We start from the raw sequence: 23562 nt of genomic DNA, 5'->3' as shown, positions 1-23562 counted from the left end.
GATGTTCGACAACGTGCGGCCCACTCTCGCGGCTGACTGGGTTCGACAGCGTCGGTCAAATGACTGCGTTGCTCGACGGCTGCGACTGCGCCGGATTCGTCTGAGGGTTAGGGTCGTGGCAACGGCACCCGAAGGTCGAACAGCATCGGAGCAGGGGAGCGACCGATGACCCATTTTGATTCTGCGCCCGTCGCGCTCGTCGGCCGCGCCGCTGAACTGGAGACGATCTCCACCTTCCTGGACGGCGCCGCGGTCGACGGCTCGCCGCTGGTGGTGACGGGCGATCCCGGCGTCGGGAAGACCGCCCTTCTCTCGGCTGCAGAGATGCTGGCTCTCGATGGAGGGTTCCGGGTCGTCTCGGGTGCGGGAATCGAGTACGAGTCCGACGTCAGCTTCGCCGGCCTGCATCAGATCGTCGATCCGATAGCCGAGGAACTGCGGAACCTGCCGCGGGCAAGCCGAATCGCTATCGAGGTCGCGGTGGGAAGAGGGCCCGGGCCACCTCCAGAACGACTCACTCTGCTCAACGCCACGCTCGCCCTTCTGCGGCAAGCCGCGAGCGCATCACCGCTGCTGATCGTCATCGACGACCTCCATTGGCTCGATCGCGCCAGCGGTGCCGTGGTCGGCTTCATCGGCCGGCGACTGAGAGGAAGTCGGATCGGAATGCTCGGTGCGACAAGAGCAGGCCTGTCCAGCTTCTTCGAGCGCGCGGGGATGCCGCAGATGGATGTCCGACCACTGTCCGAAGAGGCAGCGCTCGACCTGCTGAAACGGACCTTCGTCCACCTCTCGTCACGGGTTGCCCGTCAGATAGTCGATGACGCACAAGGAAATCCCCTGGCGCTGCTGGAGTTCGCGGCGGCGGCATCGCGTCCTCCGACCTCCCGAAGGCAACCAGCCGTGACCAGCGGCACGAGCCGGGAAGTGCGTGCGCTCTACCTCGAGAGGATCGAAGACTCCCGGTATCGACCAGGCGTCTGCTGCTGCTTGCGGCGCTGGAGGGATCGGGAGACCTTCGGCTGCTCACTGCGGCAGCTGCGACCACGAGCCTCCACGATCTCGGACCCGCGGAGGCGGACCACCTCATCGCACTGGACGACAGGACCTCCGCACTCGAGTTCCGGCATCCCATGATCAAGTCCGCGCTCGTGGAGAGCTCGACGCTCGAGGAGCGAAGCGTCGCACACCGGCGCCTCGCGGACGTGCTGATCGACCAGCCGGAACTGCGCGGCCACCATCTCGCGCAAGCCACCCACGCGCCGGATGCGGGCGTGGCGGCTGCCATCGAGGCCGCCGCCCATCTGACGCTCGAGCGCGGAGATGTCGTGGGCGCAGTGTCCAAGCTCATTCGGGCTGCGGAGCTCAGCCCCGACCGGGAGGCCCGGGGAAGGCGACTCGCGGACGCGGCCTTCATCGGCGCTCACTCGGCCGGACAGCTGGACAGGGCCGTTGAGCTGCTTCGCGACGCCCGCCGAGGCGATCCGGGCTTCGACTCGACACTTCATGCCGCGGCCGCTACCGCGTACTTGCTTCTCAACACTGAAGGAGATGCGGGAACGGCGTATCACCTCCTGGTGGATGCCATCGAGTCTGCTCTGGACGAGTCCGATCCAGACCTGGAGGGTCTTGCAGAAGGCCTCTACACGCTGACGCTGCTCTGCCACTACGCCGCACGTGACGACTATTGGCCGGCGTATCACGGCGCGATGAGTCGCCTCGGCCCGGCGGCTCCGATGCATGTGCGGCTGCTCGCGGAGACATTGGTCGATCCTGTCCGGGCCTCTGCAGAGACCTTGCGAGTGCTCGATGAGCAAGTTCACCAGCTCGAGTCGAGCGAGGACGACGGCGTCATCGTCCGGGTCGCGATCGCCGCCTTCTACGTCGACCGGCTGACGCAGTGCCGCGAGCCGCTGCTCCGAATCATCGACGATGGTCGGGGCGGTGGCGCGGTCGGGTCGGCGATGATGGCGATGAACATCATCGCGCACGAGGAGGTCAACGCGGGCCGGTGGGACGAAGCAGCCCGATATGCCGCCGAGGCGAAGACCTTGTGGGACGACCGCGGATTCCGCCTCTACGGCATGGGGTCGCACTATACGTTGGCGCTCATCGCCGCCAACCGCGGTGACGTCGAGGCCTGCCGCAGGGAGTGCGACTGCATTCTCGAGTGGGCTGTGCCGCGTCAACTCGGCATCTTCACGGAGTGGGCGAATCATGCTCTCGCGCGCGCGACGCTCGGATCGGGAGAGTTCGAGGAGGCTTACGCGCACGCATCGGCGATCACCCCGCCAGGCACGCTGCTCCCCCATAAGCCACAGGCACTGTGGTCCGCGTTCGACCTCATGGACGCGGCGTATCGTTCTGGGAGAGTGTCCGAGGCGAATGCCCACGCCGAGGCGCTGCAGTCGGCGGACATTGCGCGACTCTCCGCACGGTACGCGCTCGTCGCCGATGCGGCGACCGCGCTGGTTGCGGATGACGCGACGGCGGCAGCGAAGTTCGACACCGCACTCGCGCACCCTGGGATACAGCAATGGCCGTTCGATGTCGCCCGGGTGCAGCTCGCATACGGAGAACGTCTCCGCCGGATTCGTCGATCGCGAGACGCCAGGAAGATGCTGGAGACGGCCCGCGACACCTTCGAGTCACTCGGCGCGGAAGGATGGATGCGGCGCGCGGAGACAGAGTTGGCAGCCACTTCCGCGCATCGGCATTCGTCGAAGGAGACGTACGCCCTCTCGCTCACCCCTCACGAACGGGAGGTCGCCATGCTCGCCGCAACCGGCTTGACCAACCGTCAGATCGCTTCGCAGCTGCTCATGTCGCCCCGAACCGTCTCCGCACACCTGTATCGGGTGTTCCCCAAACTGGGCATCACGTCTCGCGCGGCCCTGCGGGATGCGCTGCTCGCCCGCGAGAAGCTCGCTGATCCGTAGGGGTAGGCGCCCCGCCCACGCGTCGGTCGCTGCTGTGCGTGCTTGCCGGTCCATGGTCTCTGCGGCCCGGCGGGCGCGTGCGGCGCACTCAGCCCGAGCGCAGCGCCTGCGTCCCCGCGACCGCGCACCACGCGCCGACGGCGAGGAGCACGGGAGCGCCGAAGACACCGCACCAGAAGCTGCGCGCAACGTGATCCGCCGGAACGAAGGCCGCGACGACGGCGATCGCCGTGAGCAGCACCCCCGCGACCGCCATGATCGGCTGCCCGAACACCGCCGCGAGGGGGAGGAAGTGGATGCCGACGACGGCCAGGATGAGCGGCGCGATGAGATCCGGCCGGCCGGAACGCGTCGCCCAGATCGCGAGCGCGATGCAGGCTGCGACCTCGATCCAGAACACGACGATGTAGACGACGAACGCCGCAGACTTCGGGTCGATCACGGTCGGCGTGCTCCAGCTGCGGATCGCCGTCGGGATGCTCAGCGCCGCGAGCGCGATGCCCGCGAGAGACAGGATGCCGAGCACGACCCGCCACGCCCAGTGCATCGGCGGCTTCTCCTGCGCCCACCCCGCCCACACGAAGGCGGCCAGCCCGAAGATCGCGCCGGTCATGACGAGATCGCGCGGAAAGCCGAGGTTCAGCATGATCCGCCAGCCTAATCCTGCCGGAGTCCGAAGACCTGGCCAGGACCCTGGCTAGAATGGACTCATGGCCGCGTACAACATCCTCGAGGCGCGCAACAACCTGTCCCGCCTCATCGCCGCCGTCGAGTCGGGCGCAGAGGTCACGATCATGCGGAGGGGCAAGCCCGTCGCCAGGATCGTGCCGGCGGAGCCTGAGGCGCCGGAGCGACCTCCGCTGGGCTCCGGACGGAGGCTTGCGGAGTGGTTCGCTGCGCATCCGGTACCGCTCGGAGGCCGTACGTCCGAGGAGGTCGAAGCCGACATCCGTGAGCTGCGCGAGGCTCGTGAGTGATCTACCTCGACACATGCTTCCTGATCTACGCCGTCGAGGATCCGGGAGCGCTCGGGGAGGCAGCCCGCGCCCTCCTGCGCGGAGACGACGAGCGGTTCGCGATCAGCCCTCTCGTGATGACCGAAGCGCTCGTCGGCCCGCTCCGCAGGAGCGATGAGACGCTGCTCCACGGCTTCGGCACCCTGTTCGCCGAGTTGGAACTCGTCGACCTCAGCCTTTCCGGCTGTCTTCGCGCGACCGAGCTCCGGGCCGCGAGTCCGAGCCTCAAGACGATCGACGCACTCCACCTCGCGGCCGCCGAGCTCGGCGGCTGCACGGCCCTCTGGACGAACGACTCACGGCTGGCCACCGCATCCGGGGGCTACGCCGTCGACGTCTTCGGCGGGCAGGCGTCCTGAGCAGCTCAGGGCCGGTCCCCCTGACACCCCCGACTAGACTTGGACCGTCCGGCATCCCCGATTCCTGGAGTTGAGCCGCGTGACCACCCCCTCCCTCAAGACCGCCGTCGCAGACACCGTCGACAACGCGATCGCCACGCCCGAGCGCGAGCAGCCCTTCGCGGCGCTCGGCCTCAAGCCCGACGAGTACGCGCAGATCCGCGAGATCCTCGGCCGGCGTCCCACGAGCGGAGAGCTCGCGATGTACTCCGTCATGTGGAGCGAGCACTGCTCGTACAAGTCGAGCAAGATCTACCTGCGCAAGTTCGGCGAGAAGGTCTCGGACGAGATGCGCGAGCGTCTCATGGTGGGCATGGGCCAGAATGCCGGCGTCGTCGACATCGGCGAGGGCTGGGCCGTGACCTTCAAGGTCGAGTCGCACAACCACCCGAGCTACATCGAGCCGTTCCAGGGCGCCGCGACCGGCGTCGGAGGCATCGTCCGCGACATCATCTCGATGGGCGCGCGGCCCGTCGCCGTCATGGACCAGCTGCGCTTCGGCGCGATCGACGACCCCGACACGGCGCGCGTCGTGCACGGCGTCGTCAGCGGAATCTCGTTCTACGGCAACTGCCTGGGCCTGCCCAACATCGGCGGCGAGACCGTGTTCGACGCCGTGTATCAGGGCAATCCGCTGGTCAACGCCCTCGCGGTGGGCGTCCTCCGCCACGAAGATCTGAAGCTCGCCAACGCGAGCGGCGCCGGAAACCAGGTCGTGCTCTTCGGCGCCCGCACGGGCGGCGACGGCATCGGCGGGGCATCCATCCTCGCGTCCGACACGTTCGCCTCCGGCGGCCCCACGAAGCGCCCCGCCGTGCAGGTCGGCGACCCCTTCGCCGAGAAGGTGCTCATCGAGTGCTGCCTCGAGCTGTACAAGGGCGACCTCGTCGAGGCGATCCAGGACCTGGGCGCCGCCGGCATCTCGTGCGCGACCAGCGAGCTCGCCGCGAACGGCGGGTCGGGCATGCGCGTCGACCTCGAGAAGGTGCTGCTGCGCGACCCGACGCTCACGCCCGAGGAGATCCTCATGAGCGAGAGCCAGGAGCGCATGATGGCCATCGTCGCACCCGAGAAGCTCGACGCGTTCCTCGCCGTGACGACGAAGTGGGATGTCGAGACGAGCGTCCTCGGCGAGGTCACGGGCGACGGGCGCCTCCAGATCTTCTGGCACGGCGAGGAGATCGTGAACGTCGATCCGTCGACCGTCGCCGTCGACGGCCCCGTCTACGAGCGCCCCGTGGCCTACCCGGCGTGGATCGACGCGCTGCAGGACGACTCGGCATCGGCCCTCCCCCGCACCGACGACCCCCAGACGCTGCGCGACCAGTTCACGCGGCTCGTCGCGAGCCCCAACCTCGCCGACACCTCCTGGATCACGAACCAGTACGACTACTACGTCATGGGCAACACCGCCCTGTCGTTCCCCGACGACGCCGGCATGGTGCGCGTCGACGAGCACTCGGGTCTCGGCTTCGCGATCGCGACGGACTGCAACGGCCGCTACTGCCAGCTCGACCCGTACCAGGGTGCCAAGCTCGCGCTCGCCGAGGCGTATCGCAACGTCGCGGTGACGGGCGCCGAGCCCACGGCGGTCACCGACTGCCTCAACTTCGGCAGCCCCGAGAACCCCGAGGTCATGTGGCAGTTCTCGCAGGCCGTCGACGGTCTGTCGGACGGATGCCTCGAGCTCGGCATCCCCGTCACGGGCGGAAACGTGTCGTTCTACAACCAGACAGGCGACGTCCCGATCTTCCCGACACCCGTCGTCGGCGTGCTCGGCATCATCGACGACGTCGCGCGGCGCATCCCGTCGGGATGGCAGGACCAGGGCGAGAACGTCTACCTCCTCGGCGTCACGGCGACCGAGCTGAGCGGCTCGCAGTGGGCCGGAACGATCCACGACCACCTCGGCGGCCGCCCGCCGGCCGTCGATCTGGCGCACGAGAAGCGGCTCGCGGAGCTGCTGCACGCGGCATCCCAGCAGTCGCTCGTCTCCTCGGCGCACGACCTCTCGTCCGGGGGTCTCGCGCAGGCGCTCGCCGAGGCCGTCATGCGCTTCGGCGTGGGCGCGCGTGTGTGGCTCTCCGAGATCATGGAGCGCGACGGGGTGGATGCCGCGACCGCGCTGTTCTCGGAGTCGACGGGCCGCGTCATCGTGACGGTGCCCCGCGAAGACGACGTCAAGTTCCGCGGGCTCTGCGAGGGCCGCGGCTACCCCGTGCTGCGGATCGGCGTGACCGACTCCGCGGCCGACGGCGACCCCGCCGCGCTCGAGGTGCAGGGCCTGTTCACGGTGCCGCTCGCCGAGCTGCGCGACCTGTCGACGTCGACGCTTCCCGGCGTCTTCGGCCCGACGGTGTCCGAGCCCGCACCCTAAACTGGACCCATGCCTGAGAACGACGACGAGTACGCCGGCTTCGCAGACGTCCGCGGGCGCCGCACCAAGATCGTCGCGTGGGTCGTGATCGTCTCGCTCATCCTCGTCGGCGGCGGCGCGACGGTCTTCGCCCTGCTCTTCGGCTGACATCGGGCGAACAGCGGCCGTGCGGGCGTCACGGTGTGCATCCGCCCCGAACCCGACCATGGCGGGCGGGCTGCCGGTTAGCATGACAGCGTGGAGCAGATCCTCGCGGTTGCCGCCGACTGGTGGTGGATCGCTCCGGCGGTCGTGGGTGCCGGAGCCGTGAGTTACGGCGCCCTCACGACGAGCCGGCGCCGTGCACGCAGACTCGAGGTCGACGCGGCACGGCACCATGAGCGCGCGGCCCGAGCGGCCCTCGTCGCAGCGCGGGCACAGACGCGCTCGGCACAGGCCGAGGTGCTCGCCGCGCGCGCGCAGACGTATCCTCCCGTCGCGGGGGCGCCGGACGCGGCAGCCGCACGCCGCGCGCACCAGGCCGCGAAGGACGCGCAGCGGGCCGCGTCGCTGCTGGTGCGCGCGACCCATGCCCGCACGAAGGCCGCGCTGCAGCGATACCACTCGGCGTCGAAGGCTGATCCTCTTCCCCTGCAGCGCCTCATGGCCGCCGACGACGCCGTCACGGCGCGGTGGATGGAGTACGAGACGGATGCCGCGCGTGCGCTCGCGTTCCCGCAGCTGCTCGACGCGCGGCATCCCGCGACCCTCGCCTTCCTCCGTGCGCACCGCGAGGCGCGCCGCCTTCGGCCTGCGGCGGAGCAGACCCGTGTGATGCCCGTCGAGTTCGCGCGCTACAGCGCCGCCGTGCGGGCGGCCGAGCTCGCGTTCGACGCGGCCGAGCGCGCGGCGATCGCGGCGGCGCGCGGCGAGCTGCCCGAGCCTGCGCGGACGACCGGCTCGGCGTTCGTCGAGGCCGCCGTCGCGTTCAGCGAAGCGGCGACCGACCGGCTCCGCACGATCCGCTGGCGCGAGGTGCTCGGCTCGGCCCCGCCTCCCACGGCAGCACCGAGCCCGTCCGAGCGCCCCGCGGAGGGGGTGTGGCCCGTCCCCTCGCGCACGTCGAAGCCTTCGGGCTCGCCTTGAGCCCGGCCGCCGCGTCGAACGCGCGGCTACCATGACAGGGTGGGTCCGGTCTTCGAGTTCCTCGGCAACTTCTGGTGGCTCGCCTTTCCGCTGTTCGGCGTGATGGCGTCGGTCGGCAGCGCCTGGGAGCGCCGGTCGCGCCGCAGGCACAAGCAGCGCCTCGAGGTCCTGCACGCGAAGGCCGAGCTGAAGGCGGCAGAGGCGGCCGCGCGCGGGCGCGCACCGCTCCCCGCCTCGGCCGGGTTCCCGACTGCTGCGATCCCCGCCGCCGAGCCCGCCCCCGACCCGCAGCGCAGCCAGCTCGAGCGCCTGTTCAAGGCCCACGACGCCGTGACGGCGCGCTGGCTCGACTACGAGCTCGACGTCGCGAAGCTCATCGCGTTCCCCGCCATGAGCGACGGACGCCAGCCGCTCACGGCATCGTTCCTGCGCGCGAAGCGCGTCGCCGACGGACTGCGCCCGGCCTCCGTCAAGGCGAAGCTCACGAGCGAGCAGCTCGCGGAGTACCGCACGGCCGTGACCGACTACGAGGTCGCGTTCGATCTCGCCGAGCGCGACGCGCGCCGCATCAAGGACTCGTCGTTCTCGGAGGTCGAGCGCAAGCGCCTCGACACCGCCAAGCAGCTGCTCACCGTCGCGATCGACAAGGCCGCGACGCCGGCCGAGCGCCAGCTCGCGTATCGGCGCGTGCGGCAGGAGCTCGACGGGCTCATCTCGCTCTCGGACGAGGCGATCGTCGTGCTCGAGGAGAAGGTCGCGCTCGAGCTCACGACGGGCTCGGTCGCGCAGGCGCCCGAGGCGGCGCACGACGCCGAGGCGGCGCAGGACCCCGAGGCGGGACAGGCGGATGCCGCGGCCTCCCCGGCTCCGACGCCGCGACCCGACCCCGCGGGGCCGTGGCCCGTGCCGTCGCGCGCACCGCGCCGCGACAGCCCGCCCGCGGCCGGCTGACCCCGCCCGCCCGGAGCCTCGCGCTCATGCGTCGAGGGGATTGTGCTCCTCGATCCACGCGTCGATGCGCTCGAACCACGCGAACAGCCACTCGGCCTGTGCGTCGCGGCCCTGCGGGATCTCCGCGTGCGGCACGCGCCACGCGTGCATCGTGATGCGCTTGTCCATCGGCAGCTCGCGCCAGATGTCGCCGAGGGTGAGGAGCCGATCGAGGCCCGTGTGGCCGATGAAGACCATGTCGGCGTCGGGCGCGGCATCCAGCGCCGCATGCACTCCACCCGGCTGCGGCGGCATGACGTGGCGAAGGGCCCGCGCGCGCTGGGCGAGCTCGATGCGCCCCGAAGTGCGCAGCCGTTCGATGCGGCTGCGCCTGCGCTTCGCCGACACCTGGCCGCCCTCGGGGAAGATCACGAGCGCGTCGTCGTCGTCGAGGCCTGTCGCGAGGTCGGCGATGCGCTCCTCGACTCCCACGCCGCCGCCCGCGCGCTTCGCGCCGAACCCCGAGGGGGTGATGAACCGTGTCGGCAGGCGATTGAGCAGGATGTCGATGCCGGGGTCCCACTGCAGCGTGTCCTTGAGGACGATGCGCGGCTCGCGGTCGACCGCGTTCAGGAGCGTGTGGACGAGGATGAACGAGTCGCCCGGACCGCCGTGCCGGGCGGCGAGGACGAGCGGCGCGCCGGGCGAGAGGAGCGCCTGGAAGTCGGCGTGGGCGGCGGCGGCATCCGGATCATCCGATCCCGTCGTGACGATGTCGAGCCGCAGAACTCCGCCGAACACCCAGAACAGCGCCCGCAGCGCCCACGCGCCCACGCGATAGTGCGCGCGCAGGAACGCCGGCGAGCGCAGCTTCCAGCCGAAGCCCGAGGCGATCCACAGCACGAAGAGCACGACGACGAGCGCCGTGTCCCACAGGAGGTAGACCGTCGCGAGGAGGACGACGCGCGGAAGCCGGAAGCGCCCGGGAACGAGCGAGGTCAGGGCGAGCGCGACGATGAGCCAGAGCGGCTCGAGGCCGATCACGAACGCCGTCGCGACCACGAGGAGCGGCGCGAAGACGACGCGCCGCAGCCACCGCGGCGGGATCCTCATGCGATCTCCTCGAGATACGCATGGGCCGCCGCGTAGGCGCGGTCGATGCGGGCGCGGACGGTCGAGGTGCGCCGGTACGCCATGAGCGAGTCGTCGCCGTCGAGCGACCCTCCGCTGGGCAGGACGTGCAGCCGCACGTCGGCGGGCAGGTGCGACACGTCCCACGCGTAGCGGTGCCGGCGCGCGATCTCGAAGGCGACCCGCGCCGTCTCCATGGCCGTGCGCGGAGGCTCCAGCGGCTCTTCGACGCGCCCCACCTGCAGCACGAAGATCGTCCGTGCCCCCGCCGCGACGGCTGGGCCGATCGGGATGGAGTTCACGACCCCGCCGTCGATGAAGTGCTCGCCGTCGATCACCGCGGCGGGGAACAGACCTGGCACGGCCGCGGACGCCATGATCGCGTCGATGAGCGGACCCGACTCGAACACGCGCTCGGCCGCGCGCTCGATCGACGCCGCGACGACCTTGAGCGGCACGGCGAGGCCCTCGAACGTCGCGTCGGCCCCGAGCCTTCGCTCGAGCAGCTCCCGCAGGGGCTGCGGCGAGTTGAGGTGCGTGCGCGTCCTCACGAGCCGCCGCGTCTGCGTGAGGAAGCCGTCGCCGTATACGGCGGCCGCCTCGGGCGATGCCCATGAGTCGATGAGCCTGTCGATCACCGCGAGGCTCGGATCGGCCGCGACCTGTGCGCCGTTGATCGCGCCGATCGAGGTGCCCACGACGAGCTGGGGACGGATGCCGCGCTCGAGCAGGGCGTGCAGCATCCCGACCTCGACGGCGCCCCGGACGCCGCCGCCCCCCAGGACGAACGCGACGGGTGAGGAGATCATGCGTGGCAGGGGAGATCCCACGACGTGCGGCAGGCACGCGCGATCGCATCGGTGTGGTCTTCGCCGAGCGGCGGCCGGTCCGCGCAGGCCTCGTGCAGCACGGCGGTCGCGACGGGCCTGAGCAGGAACTCGCGCAGGAACTCCGCCGGCAAGGCCCCGAGGCGGATGCGAGCGGCATCCGCGCGGTCGCGGAGGGCGTCGAACACGGCGCCGGAGTCGATGATCTCCTGGCCGCCCGGGTACGGCTTGTCGAGCTGGACGACGTCGGGCATCGTCTCGACGTCGAAGCCGGCGCGGTGGGCCGAACCGAGCGCGCGCACGTCGTCCGGGCGCATCGTCACGACGGGGTCCTCCGCGTGAGGGATGACGGCGGGCGCGGACATGGTGCGAACCTATTGCCGCCCGTGACCGCGGTCAACGGCATCCGCCGAGGGTTGACAGTCGTGCGGACTTGTTGCATGGTTAGTTAGTCAAGTAAGTAACCGAGCAAGCGGAGCACACGTGATCGAAGAAGGACGGGCGCTCTTCCTCCAGATCGCGGAGAGCGTCGAGGACTCGATCATCGACGGGAGCCTTCCCGCAGAGGGACAGGCCCCATCGACGAACGAGCTCGCCGTCTTCTATCGCGTCAATCCCGCGACGGCAGCGAAGGGGATCGCGATGCTCGCCGACAAGGGCGTGCTGTACAAGCGCCGCGGGATCGGGATGTTCGTCTCGCCCGGCGCGCGGGACCTGCTGCGCACCGAACGGCTCGCGGCGTTCGCGGACCGCTACGTCGACCCGCTCCTCGCCGAAGCCCGCAAGCTGGGGCTCGGGCCCGCCGACCTCGTCGACCTCGTGCGCGCACGCGCAGAAGGCTCGGCATCCGCCACCATCGAGAGGACCCCACGATGACCGCTGTCGTCGAGGTTCAGCACCTCACCAAGCGCTACCGCGAGACGGTCGCCGTCGACGACGTGAGCTTCGCGATCGAGAAGGACCGCATCTACGGGCTGCTCGGACGCAACGGAGCCGGCAAGACGACAGTCATGTCGATCCTGACGGCGCAGAACTTCGCCACGGGCGGCGACGTCAAGGTCTTCGGAGAGCATCCGTACGAGAACGCGCGCGTGCTCAGCCGCATGTGCTTCGTGCGCGAGAGCCAGAAGTACCCGGAGGATGCGAAGCCCCGCCACGCGTTCCGCACGGCGCGGCTCTTCTTCCCCCACTGGAACCAGGAGCTCGCCGACAGGCTCGTCGACGAGTTCCAGCTTCCCATGAGCAAGACCATCAAGAAGCTCTCCCGCGGCCAGCTGTCCGCGGTCGGCGTCATCATCGGCATCGCGTCGCGCGCCGAGATCACGTTCTTCGACGAGCCGTACCTCGGCCTGGACGCCGTCGCGCGCCAGATCTTCTACGACCGGCTCCTCGAGGACTACGCGGAGCATCCGCGCACGGTCATCCTGTCGAGCCACCTCATCGACGAGGTCGCGAACCTTCTCGAGCGTGTGCTCGTGATCGACCGCGGGCGGATCATCCTCGACGAGGAGACGGATGCCGTGCGCGACCGCGCCGCGTCGATCGTCGGCGACACCGCCGCCGTCGAGGCGTTCGTCGCCGGCCGCGAGGTGCTCCACCGCGAGAGCCTCGGGCGCGTGACCTCCGTCACGGTGCTCGGCGGCCTCACTCCGGACGAGCGCCGACGCCTCGCCGCCGCGGGGCTCGAGGTCGGGCCCGTCTCGCTGCAGCAGCTGATCGTCCGACTCACCCAGCACACGACGGGGAGTGAGGCATCCGCCGATCTCCCCGATGCCATCGACGAAGGAGTCCACCGGTGACCGCCATCACCCCCGCGCAGACCCGCGACTCGCTGTGGCCGCGCACGGTCAACGTCGTGCGCATGCAGCTCGTCAACCGTCAGACGTTCGTCTGGATCCCGCTCATCATCCTTTCGGGGTCGCTCCTGCTCTCGATCGTGATCTGGTCGATGATCCCGTACGACGGCGTCAAATGGAGCGGCGGGTCGCAGGCGCCGCTGTGGTACTTCCTCGCGATCGGCATCCAGGCGCTGACATTCACGTTCCCGTTCTCGCAGGCGATGAGCGTCACGCGCCGGGAGTTCTTCCTCGGCACGCTGCTGACGGCCGGCATGACGGCGGTGCTCCTCGCAATCGTCTTCGTCGTCGGCGGGCTGATCGAGCAGGCGACAACCGGATGGGGCGTCAACGGGTACTTCTTCTACCTCGCCTGGGTGTGGGAAGGAGGACCCCTCGCGGCCGCCTTCTTCTACTTCGTCATCGCGATGCTCTTCTTCGTCTTCGGCTTCTGGGCGGCGACGATCTACAAGCGTTTCGGCACGCTGCGGCTCGTCGTCACGCTCGTGGGCATCGGGCTCGCGCTCGTCGGGCTCCTGTGGCTCGTCATCCGGACGAACGCCTGGGCGCAGCTGGGAACGTGGTTCGCGACGGCGGGCGCTGTGGGCCTCGCCGGATGGGGCCTCGTGCTCGGCGTCGTGCTGGCGGGGGTGTCGTACCTCACGCTGCGTCGCGCGACCCCGTAGACCCGGGGCAGCTCTCCACAGGGCGCGTCTGCCCCGCATCCCGAGCACATATCGTGTTCAGGTCGCTCCACACGCGTGAGAGCAGCCGCTGTCGATAGGTCGCCGTGCACGAGCCACACCCACACCCGATCCCGGACTCAGACCTGCTCTTCCGCGTCGTTCACGGCGACGAGTCGGCGCTGCGGCAGCTCATCGCCCGGCACGAGCGGCGGCTCTACGCCGCAGCACTGCGGATGACGCAGACCAGCTGGGACGCGGAGGAGGTCGTCGGCGCTGCCTTCCTCGAGCTGTGGCGCAGACGCGAGCACGTGCGGATCGTCGACCAGTCGGTCCTGCCGTGGCTTCTCACCGTCGTCGCATACGCGGCCAAGAACAAGCTCCGCGGGCAGCGCCGATACAAGAGGCTCCTGAACCACATCCCGAGCGCCGACGCCTTCCCCGACCACGCCGACGAAGTCGCCCGCGTCGTCGACGGCAAGGCCATCACGCAGGCTGTGAGGAAGGCGCTCGCGGAAGCGTCCGCGCAGGACGCCAGCGTCATCGTGCTCTGCATCGTGGAAGAGATGAGCATCCGAGACGCCGCGGCCGTTCTCGGCATCCCCGAGGGGACGGTGAAGTCCCGTCTGTCCCGCGCGAAGGCGAAACTGCGTGACCGCCTCGGCCCCCACCAGCATCTGATCGCGGAGGTGTCATCGTGAGCGAGCAGCGCGCAATGCCCCACAGCGTCGAGATCGAACATGCCGTCCTCAGCCGGATGCGCGCAGACCTCACCCGACCCAGGTGGTGGCACACAGTCTGGGGCCGCGTCGCCATCGTCACGTCCGTCTTCGCCGTCGGCGGACTCGCCGTCGCGGGCACGATCTGGCTCAGCGACGAGCCGGTCACCCAGCCGATGGTCGTGCACTGCTTCGCACAGGCCGCCATCCACGCCGACGGCACCTACGAGGGCGTCGCCGTCGCTATGAGCGATGGCAACGCAGCCGAAGCGATCGACAACGCTCAGCAGACCTGCGCCGATGTGTGGGCATCCGGCGCCCTGGATCCGTCCCACGACCCGCTGGCCACGGACCTCCCGCCCGGCGTCGTCCCCGACGCCTTCACCACCTGCGTCATGAGCGATGGGACGGCCGCGGTCATCCCCGGCCGCATCTCGTGTCTCCGCCTCAAGCTGCACCCGCTCGACAGCCAGTCGGGCGTGCAGCAGTGAACGCGGGCTCGCGCGTCAGCGCGCGTCGGCTGCCGCGGTGTGGTGGCGGATGACCTCGGCCACGACGAAGTTGAACCACTTCTCCGCGAACTCGGGGTCGAGGTCGGCCTCTTCCGCGAGACGGCGCAGGCGCGCGATCTGCTGATCCTCGCGCGCGGGATCCGACGCGGGCATCCCGTGCTCCGCCTTGAGCACGCCCACCTGCTGCGTGGCCTTGAAGCGCTCGGCGAGCAGGTGGATGAGCGCCGCGTCGATGTTGTCGATGCTGCCTCGCAGCCGCGCCAGGCTGCGGGTCGGGTCGTCGTCGCTCATGGGCTCCTCCTCGACCTCGACCCTATCGCGGGGAGTCATCCGCGGAGGTCGGCTCCTGCCGCCGAACCGGCGCGAACCCTAGAGTGGCCACATGACGACCTCGAACGAGAGTCCAGACCCGCTGCGCCGCGACGCACGCGCCGCGCTCGCGGCGGATGCGACCGCGGGGACGGATGCCGCGACCGGTGACGCGTGGCACGTCGACCCCGCCCCCGACGAGGTCGCCGCACCCGCCGGCGAAGCGCCTGCGTCGCACACGATGTGGGCCAACGTCAACCACCCGTTCGCCCTGGGGCTGTTCCTCACGCTCGGAGGGCTCGTCGCGTTCGCCCTCGGCGTCGCGTTCACGAACCTCTCGACGGTCGTCATCTACATCGTCTTCGCCCTGTTCGCGGCCCTCGGGCTCGACCCCGTCGTGCGGTGGCTCGAGGCCCGCGGCGTCAAGAGGGCGTGGGGCATCGTCATCGTGTACACGGCGTTCGCCGTCGTGCTCGTGGCGGTGCTGTGGCTCATCATCCCGACCGTCGTGCGACAGATCGCGCAGTTCATCACGGATCTTCCGCAGATGATCGCGGACTTCGAGCAGACGGCGTTCTACGGGTGGCTCGAGGGCATGCTCGGCGATCCGATCGAGCTGCTGCTGCACGAGATCCAGCAGTTCTTCAGCAACCCCGCCAACATCGCGGCGATCGGCGGAGGGTTCCTCCAGGTCGGGGCCACGATCGCGACGACCATCTCAGGGCTCATCATCATCCTGGTCCTGAGCCTGTACTTCCTCGCCTCGCTGCCGATCATGAAGCAGTCGTTCAACCGCCTCGCGCCCGCCCGCACTCGTGCCAAGGTCGCCGGGATGACCGATCAGATCACCGACTCGATCGGCGGGTATCTCATGGGGATGGTGATCCTGGCGTTCTGCAACTCGATCGTCACCCTCATCCTCTTCCTCGCGCTGCGGCTGCCGTTCCCGCCTCTCATGGCGGTCGTGGCATTCAGCCTCACGCTCATCCCCCTGGTCGGCTCGGTGCTGTTCTGGATCGTCGCGAGCGTCGTCGCGCTGTTCGCCAACCCGCTGTCGGCGCTCATCTTCGCGATCCTCTATCTGATCTACATGCAGCTGGAGGCATACGTGCTCACGCCCCGCGTGATGAACCGCACGATCTCGGTGCCCGGAGCCCTCGTCGTGATCGGCGCGCTCGTCGGCGGCACGCTCCTCGGTCTTCTCGGCGCCCTCGTCGCGATCCCGGTCACGGCCTCGATCCTGCTCATCATCAAGCAGGTCGTGATCCCGCGGCAGGACGCCAAGGTCTAGCTCGGCCGCCGCGCGGGCTCACCCATCGGTCGCGCGGCGCGGCCACGCCCTCCACGCGCCCGCCAGAGCGGCGAGCTTCGGCTCCGCGGCAGAGAGCCGCTCGAGCGAGATGTCCACGACACGACCCTCCCCCGACCGACCGCCGACACCGGGCTCGTCGAGGCGGAAGCCGGCGCCCAGTTCGCGGTCGTGGCGGATCCACTCGGAGTAGCCTCCCGACGCGACCGTCCGGACCGTCCACTCCAGCTCGTCGGCGCGGCGATCCCACGTCTCGTCGCACGCGTCGCAGCCGCACACGGGGAAGAGGAAGTCGTGCAGCACTCCCGCGTGCACGATCACCGAGGGGAACGAGGTGAAGACGACCGTGAGAGATGCGGCATCCTGCGCGTCCGGCACGATCCGGACCGCGTCGACGATGTCGTCGCGCGCGCGCATGAGATCGGCGCCCAGGCGTGCGTCGCGGGTCACGGTGACGACGAACTCGTCCGCCAGCCATGCGATGAGCGCGTCGGCGACGGTGTGCGGGGGGGCGAAGCGGTCGAGGTTGGAGGTCCGCGAGTAGGACTCCTCGGGCGGGCCGTCCTGACCCCAGCGATCGCCGTAGGGGATCGGATGCCCGCCCGCATCGAGGGGCGTGACGGAGGCGATCCCGGGCCGCCGGTACCCGGCCATGTCAGCGATCCCGCAGCAGGCACGTCGGCGACGGCGCCGCCGTGCGGTGCCGCACGCGTCCCGGGACTCCCGTGCGCAGGTCCAGGCCCAGCGACGCGACCTCGTCGGAGCGCTGACCGGCGACCAGGAGGGTGTCCCGCTCGACGATGTGGTGGCGCGGCCAGTCCACGCCCGCGTCGACGAGGGCGAGCGGCTCGATCGTCGCGCCGTCGCCGCGCACCCTCAGCGCGGCGATCGCGTTGCTGCCGCGGATGCCCGCGTACAGGACCGTGCCGTCGCGGGATGCCGCGAGCTCGGCCGCGACGTCGACTCCTGCCGTCGTGGCGGGCGAGAGCCGGGCTCCCGCGACGAGGCGCCAGGTGCCCGCGGCATCCGGTGCGAGTGCGAAGACCTCGCACGTGAGCTCCGTCACGACGTAGAGATGTCCGCTCGGATGCCGCACCATGTGCCGCGGACCGCTCCCCGCAGGCAGGGCGACCTGCTGCACGGGCCGCAGGCCCCGCTCGGTCGCGCGCCAGAACCGCACGAGGTCGAGTCCCAGGTCGGTCGTCGCGACGAGGCCGCCGGGAAGGAACACGGCCTCGTGCGCACGCGAGGGGCGGGCAGCGGCATCCGGAGTCGGCGGCAGCGGCTCGTCGTGGCCGGGCACGAGGTGCGCGTACTCGTCCCCCGCGGCGGCGCGAAGCGCCCGCGCGGCGGCGGCGAGATCGATCCCGTCGAGCTCGGCGGGCTCGGCGTCCGGCCCGTAGGGGTCGACGGCCGCGGGCGCGACGACGGGCGATGACGGCCGGCCCGCGGCATCCAGCGCCATCCGCACGACCCGCCCGTCGCCCCAGCACGACGCGACGAGCGACCCGCCGTCGGGCGCGACCGCGACGTGGCAGACGGCCTCGCCCGCCTCGACGGGGCTGCCGAGCCTCGCGTAGGACGCCTCGCCCGTGCGACGGAATGCCTGCACGGTGCCGGAGCTCTCCAGCGCCGCGTACATCACGTCGAGCGTCGGATGCCGCGCGATCCACGACGGCGACCCGGCCGTCGCGACGGCATCCCCCGCGAAGCCGAGCGATCCCCCGGCGAGGGCGTCGTCGACCGCCCCCGCGAGGAGCACGCCGATGCCGGTCGCGGCGCCCCCCATGTCAGCCGTGTAGGCGCCGAGGAGGAACCTCATGCCGCGAGCCGCCGTGTCGAAGGCATCAGTCGACGAGATCGGTGCGCACGATGACGGCGTCGCGCGCGGCGCCGACGCCGATCACCGAGATGCGCGTGCCGCTCATCGCCTCGAGCGCGAGGACGTAGTCCTGCGCCGCGGCCGGCAGGTCGTCGAACGTGCGGGCCGCCGAGATGTCTTCCTTCCAGCCGGGGAAGTACTCGAGGATCGGGATCGCGTGGTGGAAGTCCGACTGGCTCACGGGGATCTCCTCGACCCGCTCGCCGTCGACCTCGTAGGCGACGCACACCGGGATCTCGTCGAGCCCCGTCAGGATGTCGAGCTTGGTAAGGACGAGGTCGGTGATGCCGTTGATGCGCGTCGCGTACCGCGTGATGGGCGCGTCGTACCAGCCGACGCGCCGCGGACGGCCCGTCGTCGTGCCGAACTCGAACCCGCGCGAGCGCAGCCACTCCCCCTGCTCGTCGTGCAGCTCGGTCGGGAAGGGACCCGAGCCGACGCGCGTCGTGTAGGCCTTCACGATGCCGACGATGCGGTCCAGGCGATTCGGGCCGACGCCCGAGCCGGTGGATGCGCCGCCCGCCGTCGCCGACGACGACGTCACGAAGGGATACGTGCCGTGATCGACGTCGAGCATCGTGGCCTGACCGCCCTCGAACACGACGACGTCGCCGCGGTCGAGCGCCTGATTGAGCAGCAGCCCCGTGTCGGCGACCATGGGCCGGAGCCTCTCGACGTACGAGAGCAGATCGTCGACGATCTCCTCGACGGCGATCGCGCGGCGGTTGTAGACCTTGAGCAGCAGGTGGTTCTTCTGGTCGAGCGCGCCCTCGACCTTCTGGCGGAGGATGTTCTCGTCGAAGAGGTCCTGCACGCGGATGCCGACGCGGTTGATCTTGTCGGCGTAGGCGGGGCCGATGCCACGGCCCGTCGTGCCGATCATGCGCTTGCCGAGGAAGCGCTCGGTGACCTTGTCGAGCGTGCGGTGGTACTGCGTGATGATGTGGGCGTTGGCGCTGACACGCAGCCGAGACGCGTCGACGCCCCGCGCGTGGAGCGCCTCGAGCTCGGCGAAGAGCACCTCGAGGTCGACCACGACGCCGTTTCCGATGACGGGGTTGACCCCGGGAGAGAGGATGCCGCTCGGCAGCAGGTGCAGCGCGTACTTCTCGTCGCCGATCACGACCGTGTGACCCGCGTTGTTGCCGCCGTTGAACTTGACGACCCAATCGGTGCGGTCGCCGAGCAGGTCGGTGGCCTTGCCCTTGCCCTCGTCGCCCCACTGGACTCCCACGATCACGATGCCTGGCATGGGCGCTCCCCCTGTGGTGGCCGACGGACGACTCCATCCTATCGGGGGCGCCGCACGCAGCCCTCCTGTGCAGCCGCGCAGCGCGCGGATAGGGTTTCGCCATGACCCGGACGCGGTGGTGGGGGCACGTCTGGAGCTTTCTGCGCGTCGCGATGGCCGGCGCGGCGGGAGCCGCTGTCGTCGCGCAGGCGGCCGAGACGATCGGCGGCGCGGCGGCGAGGGGCCGGGATGCCGCGACCGTCGCGGCGAACTTCGTGAGCTTCTTCACGATCGAGTCGAACATCCTCATGGCCCTCGTGCTGGTGTGGGCAGCCGTGTGGTTCTGGACCCGCGGGCGGGGATCGGCATCCGAGCCTCGCCTTCTGGCGTTCGCACTCGTCTGCGTGACGACGTACATGCTCGTGACGGGCGTCGTCTACAACGCGCTGCTGCGCGGCATCCCGCTCGAGCCCGGCGCGACCGTGCCGTGGTCGAACGAGGTGCTGCACGTCGTCGGACCCGCCTTCATGCTCGCGGATCTGCTGCTCGGGCCGAAGCGGCGGGCGCTGCCGTGGGCGGCGCTGTGGGGCGTCCTCGTCTTCCCGGTCGCGTGGGTCGTCTACACGCTCGCCCGCGCGCCGCGCATCACGAACCCCGTGACGGGCGAGGCGTGGTGGTACCCGTATCCCTTCCTCGATCCACACCGCTTCGTGCTGGACTATCTCGGCGTCGCGGCGTATGTCGTCGGCATCGCGCTGGCGATCGCGGCGATCGCGGCGATCGTCGTGTGGGTCGGACGGTGGCGCGGGGTCCGCCGCGTCAGGTCTGCGCCCGAGACCTCCGCGCTCGCTCCCGCCGGCTGACGCGGAGCAGGGCCGCACCGATCAGCAGCGCCGCCAGAGCGCTCAGGAGCAGCGCGTCGGGCGAGTTCGCTCCCGTCGCCGGCAGCGACGGGACGGGCGGCGTCGGCGTCGGCGTCGGCGTCGGTGGGGGATCCGGCGTCGTATGGTGCGTCTCGTCGCAATCCTCCTCGAAGGAGGCGTCTGCGCAGTCGACCCCGCCGTCGCCGGCGATGGTCACGACGTTGTCGAGGGTCGCGTCCCATGCGTCGTCGTTCACGCGCACCTCGAACGTCAGCTCCTCCGTGCCGGTGAGCGAGGGGATCGTCCAGACGCGGGTGTCGCCGACCTGTTCGACCGTGCCCGACGTGGCGGAGACGGATCCTTCCACGACCGTCGCGTCGTCGAGCACGTCGACGAGGTCGTCGGTGATGACGACGTCGGTCGAGACGCCTCCCTCGAACAGCTGGATCGCCGTGACGGTGTACCGGATGACGTCGCCCGGCGCGACGCTCGTGCCCGAGGGCGGATCGCTCGACTTCACCGCGGTCCAGCTGCCGAGCTGATTGACGGCGGCGCAGGTCGCCGTGTCGCCCGGCGCGAGCACCAGGTCCGCGATGGGCACGGCGTCGCCCGCGTCGGACACGCACTCGAGCTGAGTGAGCTGGAAGTCGGGCTGCGCGATCTCGGCCAGGCTGTACTGCTGGTTGGGCACGACGGTCTGCTCCTGGCCCGCGGGGAACCGGAGCTCGTTGGGATCGTCGACGACGATCGGCGGGATCGCGGTCAACTCGAACTCGAAGGATCCCGGCTCCGCGGCGCCCTCGGGCAGCACCGTCTTGTCGACGGTGAGCAGAGACGTCGCGTTCACGGCGGTGCACTCGTAGTGCTCGCCGGGCGGGACGACGACCGCCCCGCTGCCGCCGATCGAGATGTCGTTTCCGCGCAGGCCCGCCACCGGGTGACAGTTCCACGACCCGCTGGCGCCGGGGAAGTCGCGCAGGAGCGGATCTCGGATGTCGGTCTGCACGTAGTGGAACATCCGGTCGTCGGGTGCCGGAGAGGGGATGCTCTCCACGAGCTGATAGACCGTCCGAGGCGTCACCTCGGCCGTGGCGCCGCTCGGGCCTGTCGGGCCCGCGAGCGCGCCGTCGGCGGGGGATGGTGTGGCGTCGAGCTGCCAGAACTGAGGGCTGCCGACGAGCGGCCCGTTCGCGACGCTCTTCATGAGCGTGAGCGTGGTCGTGCAGTCCACGACATTCGTGACGGTCCACTCGTTCGTCCCCGCTGCGAGGGGTGCGCCGGTGAGGAGGTTTCCCGTCGCAGGGGCCGTGGCGCCGGTGTCTGTGAGGTTGACAGGTCCGGGGCGGATGCGCCGCTCCGCGAGCGAGCAGTCGATGCCGGGGAACTGCTGCCCGACCGCGATGTTCTCCGCGATCGTCACATTGGCGGATGCGGGGCTTGCGCCCGCGCCGACGTTGTACCCGCTGCGGACCTGGGACCACGGCTGGTTCGACAGCGTGATCGACTGGGGCCCCGAGAGCAGGAGCTGAGCGCTCAGCCCGTCCGGCTGCGTGCCGTTCTGGTAGACGACGCCTTCGACGTCCCACTGCTTGTGGACCTGCACCGACGCGTCGACGACGTCGGGCGGGCCCTGGTTGTAGACGACGCAGGAGATGGCGTCCTGCAGGCCGATCCCCGTGACGTCGAACGTGTTCGTGTCCTCGTCGTGCGCCGGCACGAACTCCGGGCCGTCTGCCGTGATGTTGCGACAGCGTATGAGGTCGGGAACGGGAGTGAAGCCGGGCTGGTCGGTCTCGCTGATCGTGAGGCCCACGGCGCCCTCATCCACCGTGAACGAGAGGTCGAACGCGACGCCGCCGGTCTGGAGGTCGGTGAGGCCGGGATTGGGCGTCACGGTTCCCGCCGTGAGGTTCGACGGCGTGAACTGCCATTGCGAGCTCGGGATCGTCGCCTGAGCGGGATCGACCGAGCCGAACGGCAGGATGCGCTTGATCACCGAGACGGAGGGTGCGCAGCTCGAGAGCACGAGGTTGCGCAGGGCGGCGCCCGCCTCCGCGTAGTCGTCCGCGATGAGGTAGTCGGCCTCGAGGATGTTTCCCCCCGTGTACTCGTCGCGACCCGAGACGCTGCGCAGGTTGAACTCGGCGCCGGGGAACGAGACGCCCGCGCCGACGCCGACGCTGAGGACGCGGGTCCCCTGCAGCTTCAGGAGGTTGGACGACGCGACGCCGTTGCCGATCTCGCGGAACCGCGTGAAGCCGCTCGGGCTGGCACCTGTCGCGCCGGGCCCGTAGACGGTCGGGTTGCCGTCCGTGAGGAACACCGCGAGGTCGAACTGCGTCGGGTCGAGGAGGTCGGCGTTCACGGCCGCCGCGGCCGCCAGACCGCGGTCCCAGTTAGTGTAGTTGGTCGGCCACGATCCCGTCGGCCAGTTCGCATAGCGGTTCTTGAAGGTCGTCGCCTCCGTCTGGGTGCCCACCGGCAGCAGGCCCGTGTTGGCGAAGTTCCGTGTCCCGGAGGGATCGTTCCCCGGCGAGTCCGTGCCGAACGTGAACAGCGCGACCTGCGACGGCGTGCCCCGCAGGGCGTCGACGAAGACGTTCATCGCGTTGACGAGGCCCACTCTGAAGTCCTGCGGCGACGCGACGGAGCTCGACACGTCGACGATGAACGCGACGTTGAGACCGCACTGGGTGGGCATGTCCAGGTTGAACCGCGACATCGGCCAGACGCCGCCGGACGCGATGCGCCGCTGGAACTCGGAGACCGTACCCGTCATGCCGTTGTTCGTCGGGTTCGTCTGCAGTCCGGGGTCGGTGATCCACTGCTGACCGGCGAGGTAGAGCCCTGTGCGGCCGGGACCCTGCCCGTAGAGCGGAGGCGTCTGGAAGACGTGCCTGACCTCGAGCGTGGCCGTGGCCGACGGCGTGAGCGGGCCGGTCTGCCAGAACGGGTTCGCGAAGTACTCGAAGCTCGCGTCGAGCGGGCTCAGCGGAGCCGTCCACAGCCGGGTGGTCTGCGGCACGCCCGTGCTGTCGGTCGCGCCCGGCCGGATGGGAACCGTGAACACGCAGTCGCCTTGAGGGTCGGACGTGCAGATGAACAGCGCGGGGTTCCCGGCCGCCGCGGCGACATCGGGATGGACGAAGCCGTCGAAGGCGTCGATCGAGGCCTCAGGGTTCTGCACGAACAGGCCGAACCGGGCGCCCGCCAGAGGGGCGATGCTCGTCGCGCCGCTGCGGTAGTCGCCCGCATAGATCTGCACGCACGCGATGCCGGCGGCCACGGGAGGGCCGCACTGAGCCGGAAGGGCGGCCTCCGCCTGCGGCGCGGTCTGCGGAAGCGCCGTGAGGGCCGCCGCGAGCAGTCCGATCGCGAGCAGAGCACTGATGCGCCGGGGCTGACGACGCGAACGGCGGTCTCGTGGCACGGCCACTCCCTACTCGCACTCGGCTGAATCGTCTGAACGGCTCAAT

24 protein-coding genes are annotated in these 23562 nt (G+C 70.3%); 15 read left to right on the top strand and 9 right to left on the bottom strand.

Annotated elements, in window-relative coordinates:
* Positions 1 to 165: 165 nt before the first annotated feature.
* Positions 166 to 1137: an AAA family ATPase gene (locus tag FHS08_RS06805; protein ID WP_167037048.1), complete on the top strand. Its 972-nt coding sequence runs from the start codon at positions 166 to 168 to the stop codon at positions 1135 to 1137.
* Complete coding sequence (locus FHS08_RS06800) at positions 1134 to 2939, top strand: helix-turn-helix transcriptional regulator (RefSeq protein WP_167037045.1); 1806 nt, start codon at positions 1134 to 1136, stop codon at positions 2937 to 2939. Before FHS08_RS06805 ends, FHS08_RS06800 begins: the two co-directional genes overlap by 4 nt.
* A gap of 88 nt (positions 2940 to 3027) precedes the next feature.
* Here FHS08_RS06800 and FHS08_RS06795 read toward each other — a convergent pair whose 3' ends face one another.
* The gene (locus tag FHS08_RS06795) at positions 3028 to 3585 is read right to left on the bottom strand and encodes a hypothetical protein (protein WP_167037042.1); all 558 of its coding nucleotides are present in this window, start codon (positions 3583 to 3585) and stop codon (positions 3028 to 3030) included.
* Between the two features lie 64 nt (positions 3586 to 3649).
* Here FHS08_RS06795 and FHS08_RS06790 point away from each other — a divergent pair, with 64 nt between their 5' ends.
* From FHS08_RS06790 to FHS08_RS06765, 6 genes are all read left to right on the top strand, one after another.
* A complete protein-coding gene (locus tag FHS08_RS06790) occupies positions 3650 to 3916 on the top strand; it encodes a type II toxin-antitoxin system Phd/YefM family antitoxin (protein WP_167037039.1) in 267 nt (88 codons plus the stop codon).
* Positions 3913 to 4314: a PIN domain-containing protein gene (locus FHS08_RS06785; protein ID WP_167037036.1), complete on the top strand. Its 402-nt coding sequence runs from the start codon at positions 3913 to 3915 to the stop codon at positions 4312 to 4314. The genes FHS08_RS06790 and FHS08_RS06785 overlap by 4 nt, the downstream gene beginning before the upstream one ends.
* A 79-nt stretch (positions 4315 to 4393) precedes the next feature.
* Positions 4394 to 6730 (top strand): phosphoribosylformylglycinamidine synthase subunit PurL, encoded by a 2337-nt coding sequence (gene purL / locus FHS08_RS06780; RefSeq protein WP_167037034.1) that lies wholly within the window; start codon positions 4394 to 4396, stop codon positions 6728 to 6730.
* A 9-nt stretch (positions 6731 to 6739) separates the two neighbouring features.
* Entirely contained in the window at positions 6740 to 6877 is a 138-nt protein-coding gene (locus FHS08_RS06775) for a hypothetical protein (RefSeq protein ID WP_167037031.1), read from the top strand.
* 90 nt (positions 6878 to 6967) lie between these two features.
* Positions 6968 to 7855 carry a hypothetical protein gene (locus tag FHS08_RS06770; RefSeq protein ID WP_167037028.1) on the top strand — a complete coding sequence of 296 codons (888 nt, stop codon included), beginning with the start codon at positions 6968 to 6970 and terminating at the stop codon, positions 7853 to 7855.
* Positions 7856 to 7894: 39 nt separating this feature from the next.
* Complete coding sequence (locus FHS08_RS06765) at positions 7895 to 8806, top strand: hypothetical protein (protein ID WP_167037025.1); 912 nt, start codon at positions 7895 to 7897, stop codon at positions 8804 to 8806.
* Between the two features lie 24 nt (positions 8807 to 8830).
* On the opposite strand, the gene FHS08_RS06760 is transcribed toward FHS08_RS06765, so the two are convergent.
* Genes FHS08_RS06760 through FHS08_RS06750 form a run of 3 tightly spaced genes read right to left on the bottom strand, consistent with a single transcriptional unit; the run spans position 8831 to position 11108 of the window.
* A complete protein-coding gene (locus FHS08_RS06760; RefSeq protein WP_167037022.1) occupies positions 8831 to 9898 on the bottom strand; it encodes a 1-acyl-sn-glycerol-3-phosphate acyltransferase in 1068 nt (355 codons plus the stop codon).
* On the bottom strand, positions 9895 to 10725 hold the full coding sequence (locus FHS08_RS06755) for a patatin-like phospholipase family protein (protein ID WP_167037019.1): 831 nt from the start codon (positions 10723 to 10725) through the stop codon (positions 9895 to 9897). Before FHS08_RS06755 ends, FHS08_RS06760 begins: the two co-directional genes overlap by 4 nt.
* Positions 10722 to 11108 carry a hypothetical protein gene (locus FHS08_RS06750; protein WP_167037016.1) on the bottom strand — a complete coding sequence of 129 codons (387 nt, stop codon included), beginning with the start codon at positions 11106 to 11108 and terminating at the stop codon, positions 10722 to 10724. Before FHS08_RS06750 ends, FHS08_RS06755 begins: the two co-directional genes overlap by 4 nt.
* Positions 11109 to 11226: 118 nt before the next feature.
* On the opposite strand from FHS08_RS06750, the gene FHS08_RS06745 reads away from it, so the two are divergent.
* The 5 genes from FHS08_RS06745 to FHS08_RS06725 all read left to right on the top strand — a co-directional run bounded on the left by FHS08_RS06745 (position 11227) and on the right by FHS08_RS06725 (position 14471).
* A complete protein-coding gene (locus FHS08_RS06745; protein WP_167037013.1) occupies positions 11227 to 11619 on the top strand; it encodes a GntR family transcriptional regulator in 393 nt (130 codons plus the stop codon).
* Positions 11616 to 12542, top strand: coding sequence for an ABC transporter ATP-binding protein (locus tag FHS08_RS06740; protein WP_167037010.1), 927 nt, complete (start codon positions 11616 to 11618; stop codon positions 12540 to 12542). The genes FHS08_RS06745 and FHS08_RS06740 overlap by 4 nt, the downstream gene beginning before the upstream one ends.
* A gap of 62 nt (positions 12543 to 12604) precedes the next feature.
* Entirely contained in the window at positions 12605 to 13264 is a 660-nt protein-coding gene (locus FHS08_RS06735) for a hypothetical protein (protein ID WP_167039699.1), read from the top strand.
* A gap of 104 nt (positions 13265 to 13368) precedes the next feature.
* On the top strand, positions 13369 to 13962 hold the full coding sequence (locus tag FHS08_RS06730; RefSeq protein ID WP_167037007.1) for a sigma-70 family RNA polymerase sigma factor: 594 nt from the start codon (positions 13369 to 13371) through the stop codon (positions 13960 to 13962).
* 14 nt (positions 13963 to 13976) lie between these two features.
* Positions 13977 to 14471, top strand: coding sequence for a hypothetical protein (locus FHS08_RS06725; RefSeq protein WP_167037004.1), 495 nt, complete (start codon positions 13977 to 13979; stop codon positions 14469 to 14471).
* Positions 14472 to 14486: 15 nt separating this feature from the next.
* Here the strand turns inward: FHS08_RS06725 and FHS08_RS06720 are convergent, their stop codons facing one another.
* A complete protein-coding gene (locus FHS08_RS06720) occupies positions 14487 to 14783 on the bottom strand; it encodes a chorismate mutase (protein ID WP_167037001.1) in 297 nt (98 codons plus the stop codon).
* 91 nt (positions 14784 to 14874) lie between these two features.
* Between FHS08_RS06720 and FHS08_RS06715 the strand changes: the two genes are divergently transcribed.
* Entirely contained in the window at positions 14875 to 16092 is a 1218-nt protein-coding gene (locus tag FHS08_RS06715) for an AI-2E family transporter (RefSeq protein ID WP_167036998.1), read from the top strand.
* A gap of 18 nt (positions 16093 to 16110) precedes the next feature.
* Here FHS08_RS06715 and FHS08_RS06710 read toward each other — a convergent pair whose 3' ends face one another.
* From FHS08_RS06710 to FHS08_RS06700, 3 genes are read right to left on the bottom strand one after another with little or no spacing between them, the layout of a single operon-like run.
* Complete coding sequence (locus tag FHS08_RS06710) at positions 16111 to 16764, bottom strand: DUF6226 family protein (RefSeq protein WP_167036995.1); 654 nt, start codon at positions 16762 to 16764, stop codon at positions 16111 to 16113.
* 1 nt (position 16765) lies between these two features.
* The gene (locus tag FHS08_RS06705) at positions 16766 to 17932 is read right to left on the bottom strand and encodes a lactonase family protein (protein ID WP_167036992.1); all 1167 of its coding nucleotides are present in this window, start codon (positions 17930 to 17932) and stop codon (positions 16766 to 16768) included.
* 25 nt (positions 17933 to 17957) lie between these two features.
* On the bottom strand, positions 17958 to 19244 hold the full coding sequence (locus tag FHS08_RS06700) for an adenylosuccinate synthase (protein ID WP_167036989.1): 1287 nt from the start codon (positions 19242 to 19244) through the stop codon (positions 17958 to 17960).
* 101 nt (positions 19245 to 19345) lie between these two features.
* Here FHS08_RS06700 and FHS08_RS06695 point away from each other — a divergent pair, with 101 nt between their 5' ends.
* Positions 19346 to 20086 carry a Pr6Pr family membrane protein gene (locus FHS08_RS06695; RefSeq protein WP_167036986.1) on the top strand — a complete coding sequence of 247 codons (741 nt, stop codon included), beginning with the start codon at positions 19346 to 19348 and terminating at the stop codon, positions 20084 to 20086.
* Here the strand turns inward: FHS08_RS06695 and FHS08_RS17240 are convergent.
* Positions 20043 to 23516 (bottom strand): DUF7927 domain-containing protein, encoded by a 3474-nt coding sequence (locus FHS08_RS17240; protein ID WP_167036984.1) that lies wholly within the window; start codon positions 23514 to 23516, stop codon positions 20043 to 20045. The two genes, FHS08_RS06695 and FHS08_RS17240, sit on opposite strands and share 44 nt — an antisense overlap.
* Positions 23517 to 23562: the final 46 nt, after the last annotated feature.

The sequence above is a fragment of the Microbacterium ulmi genome (assembly GCF_011759705.1).
Classification (GTDB): domain Bacteria; phylum Actinomycetota; class Actinomycetes; order Actinomycetales; family Microbacteriaceae; genus Microbacterium; species Microbacterium ulmi.
The sequence above is the reverse complement of the archived record's forward strand: the minus strand, read 5'-3'. Positions and strand labels throughout refer to the sequence as shown.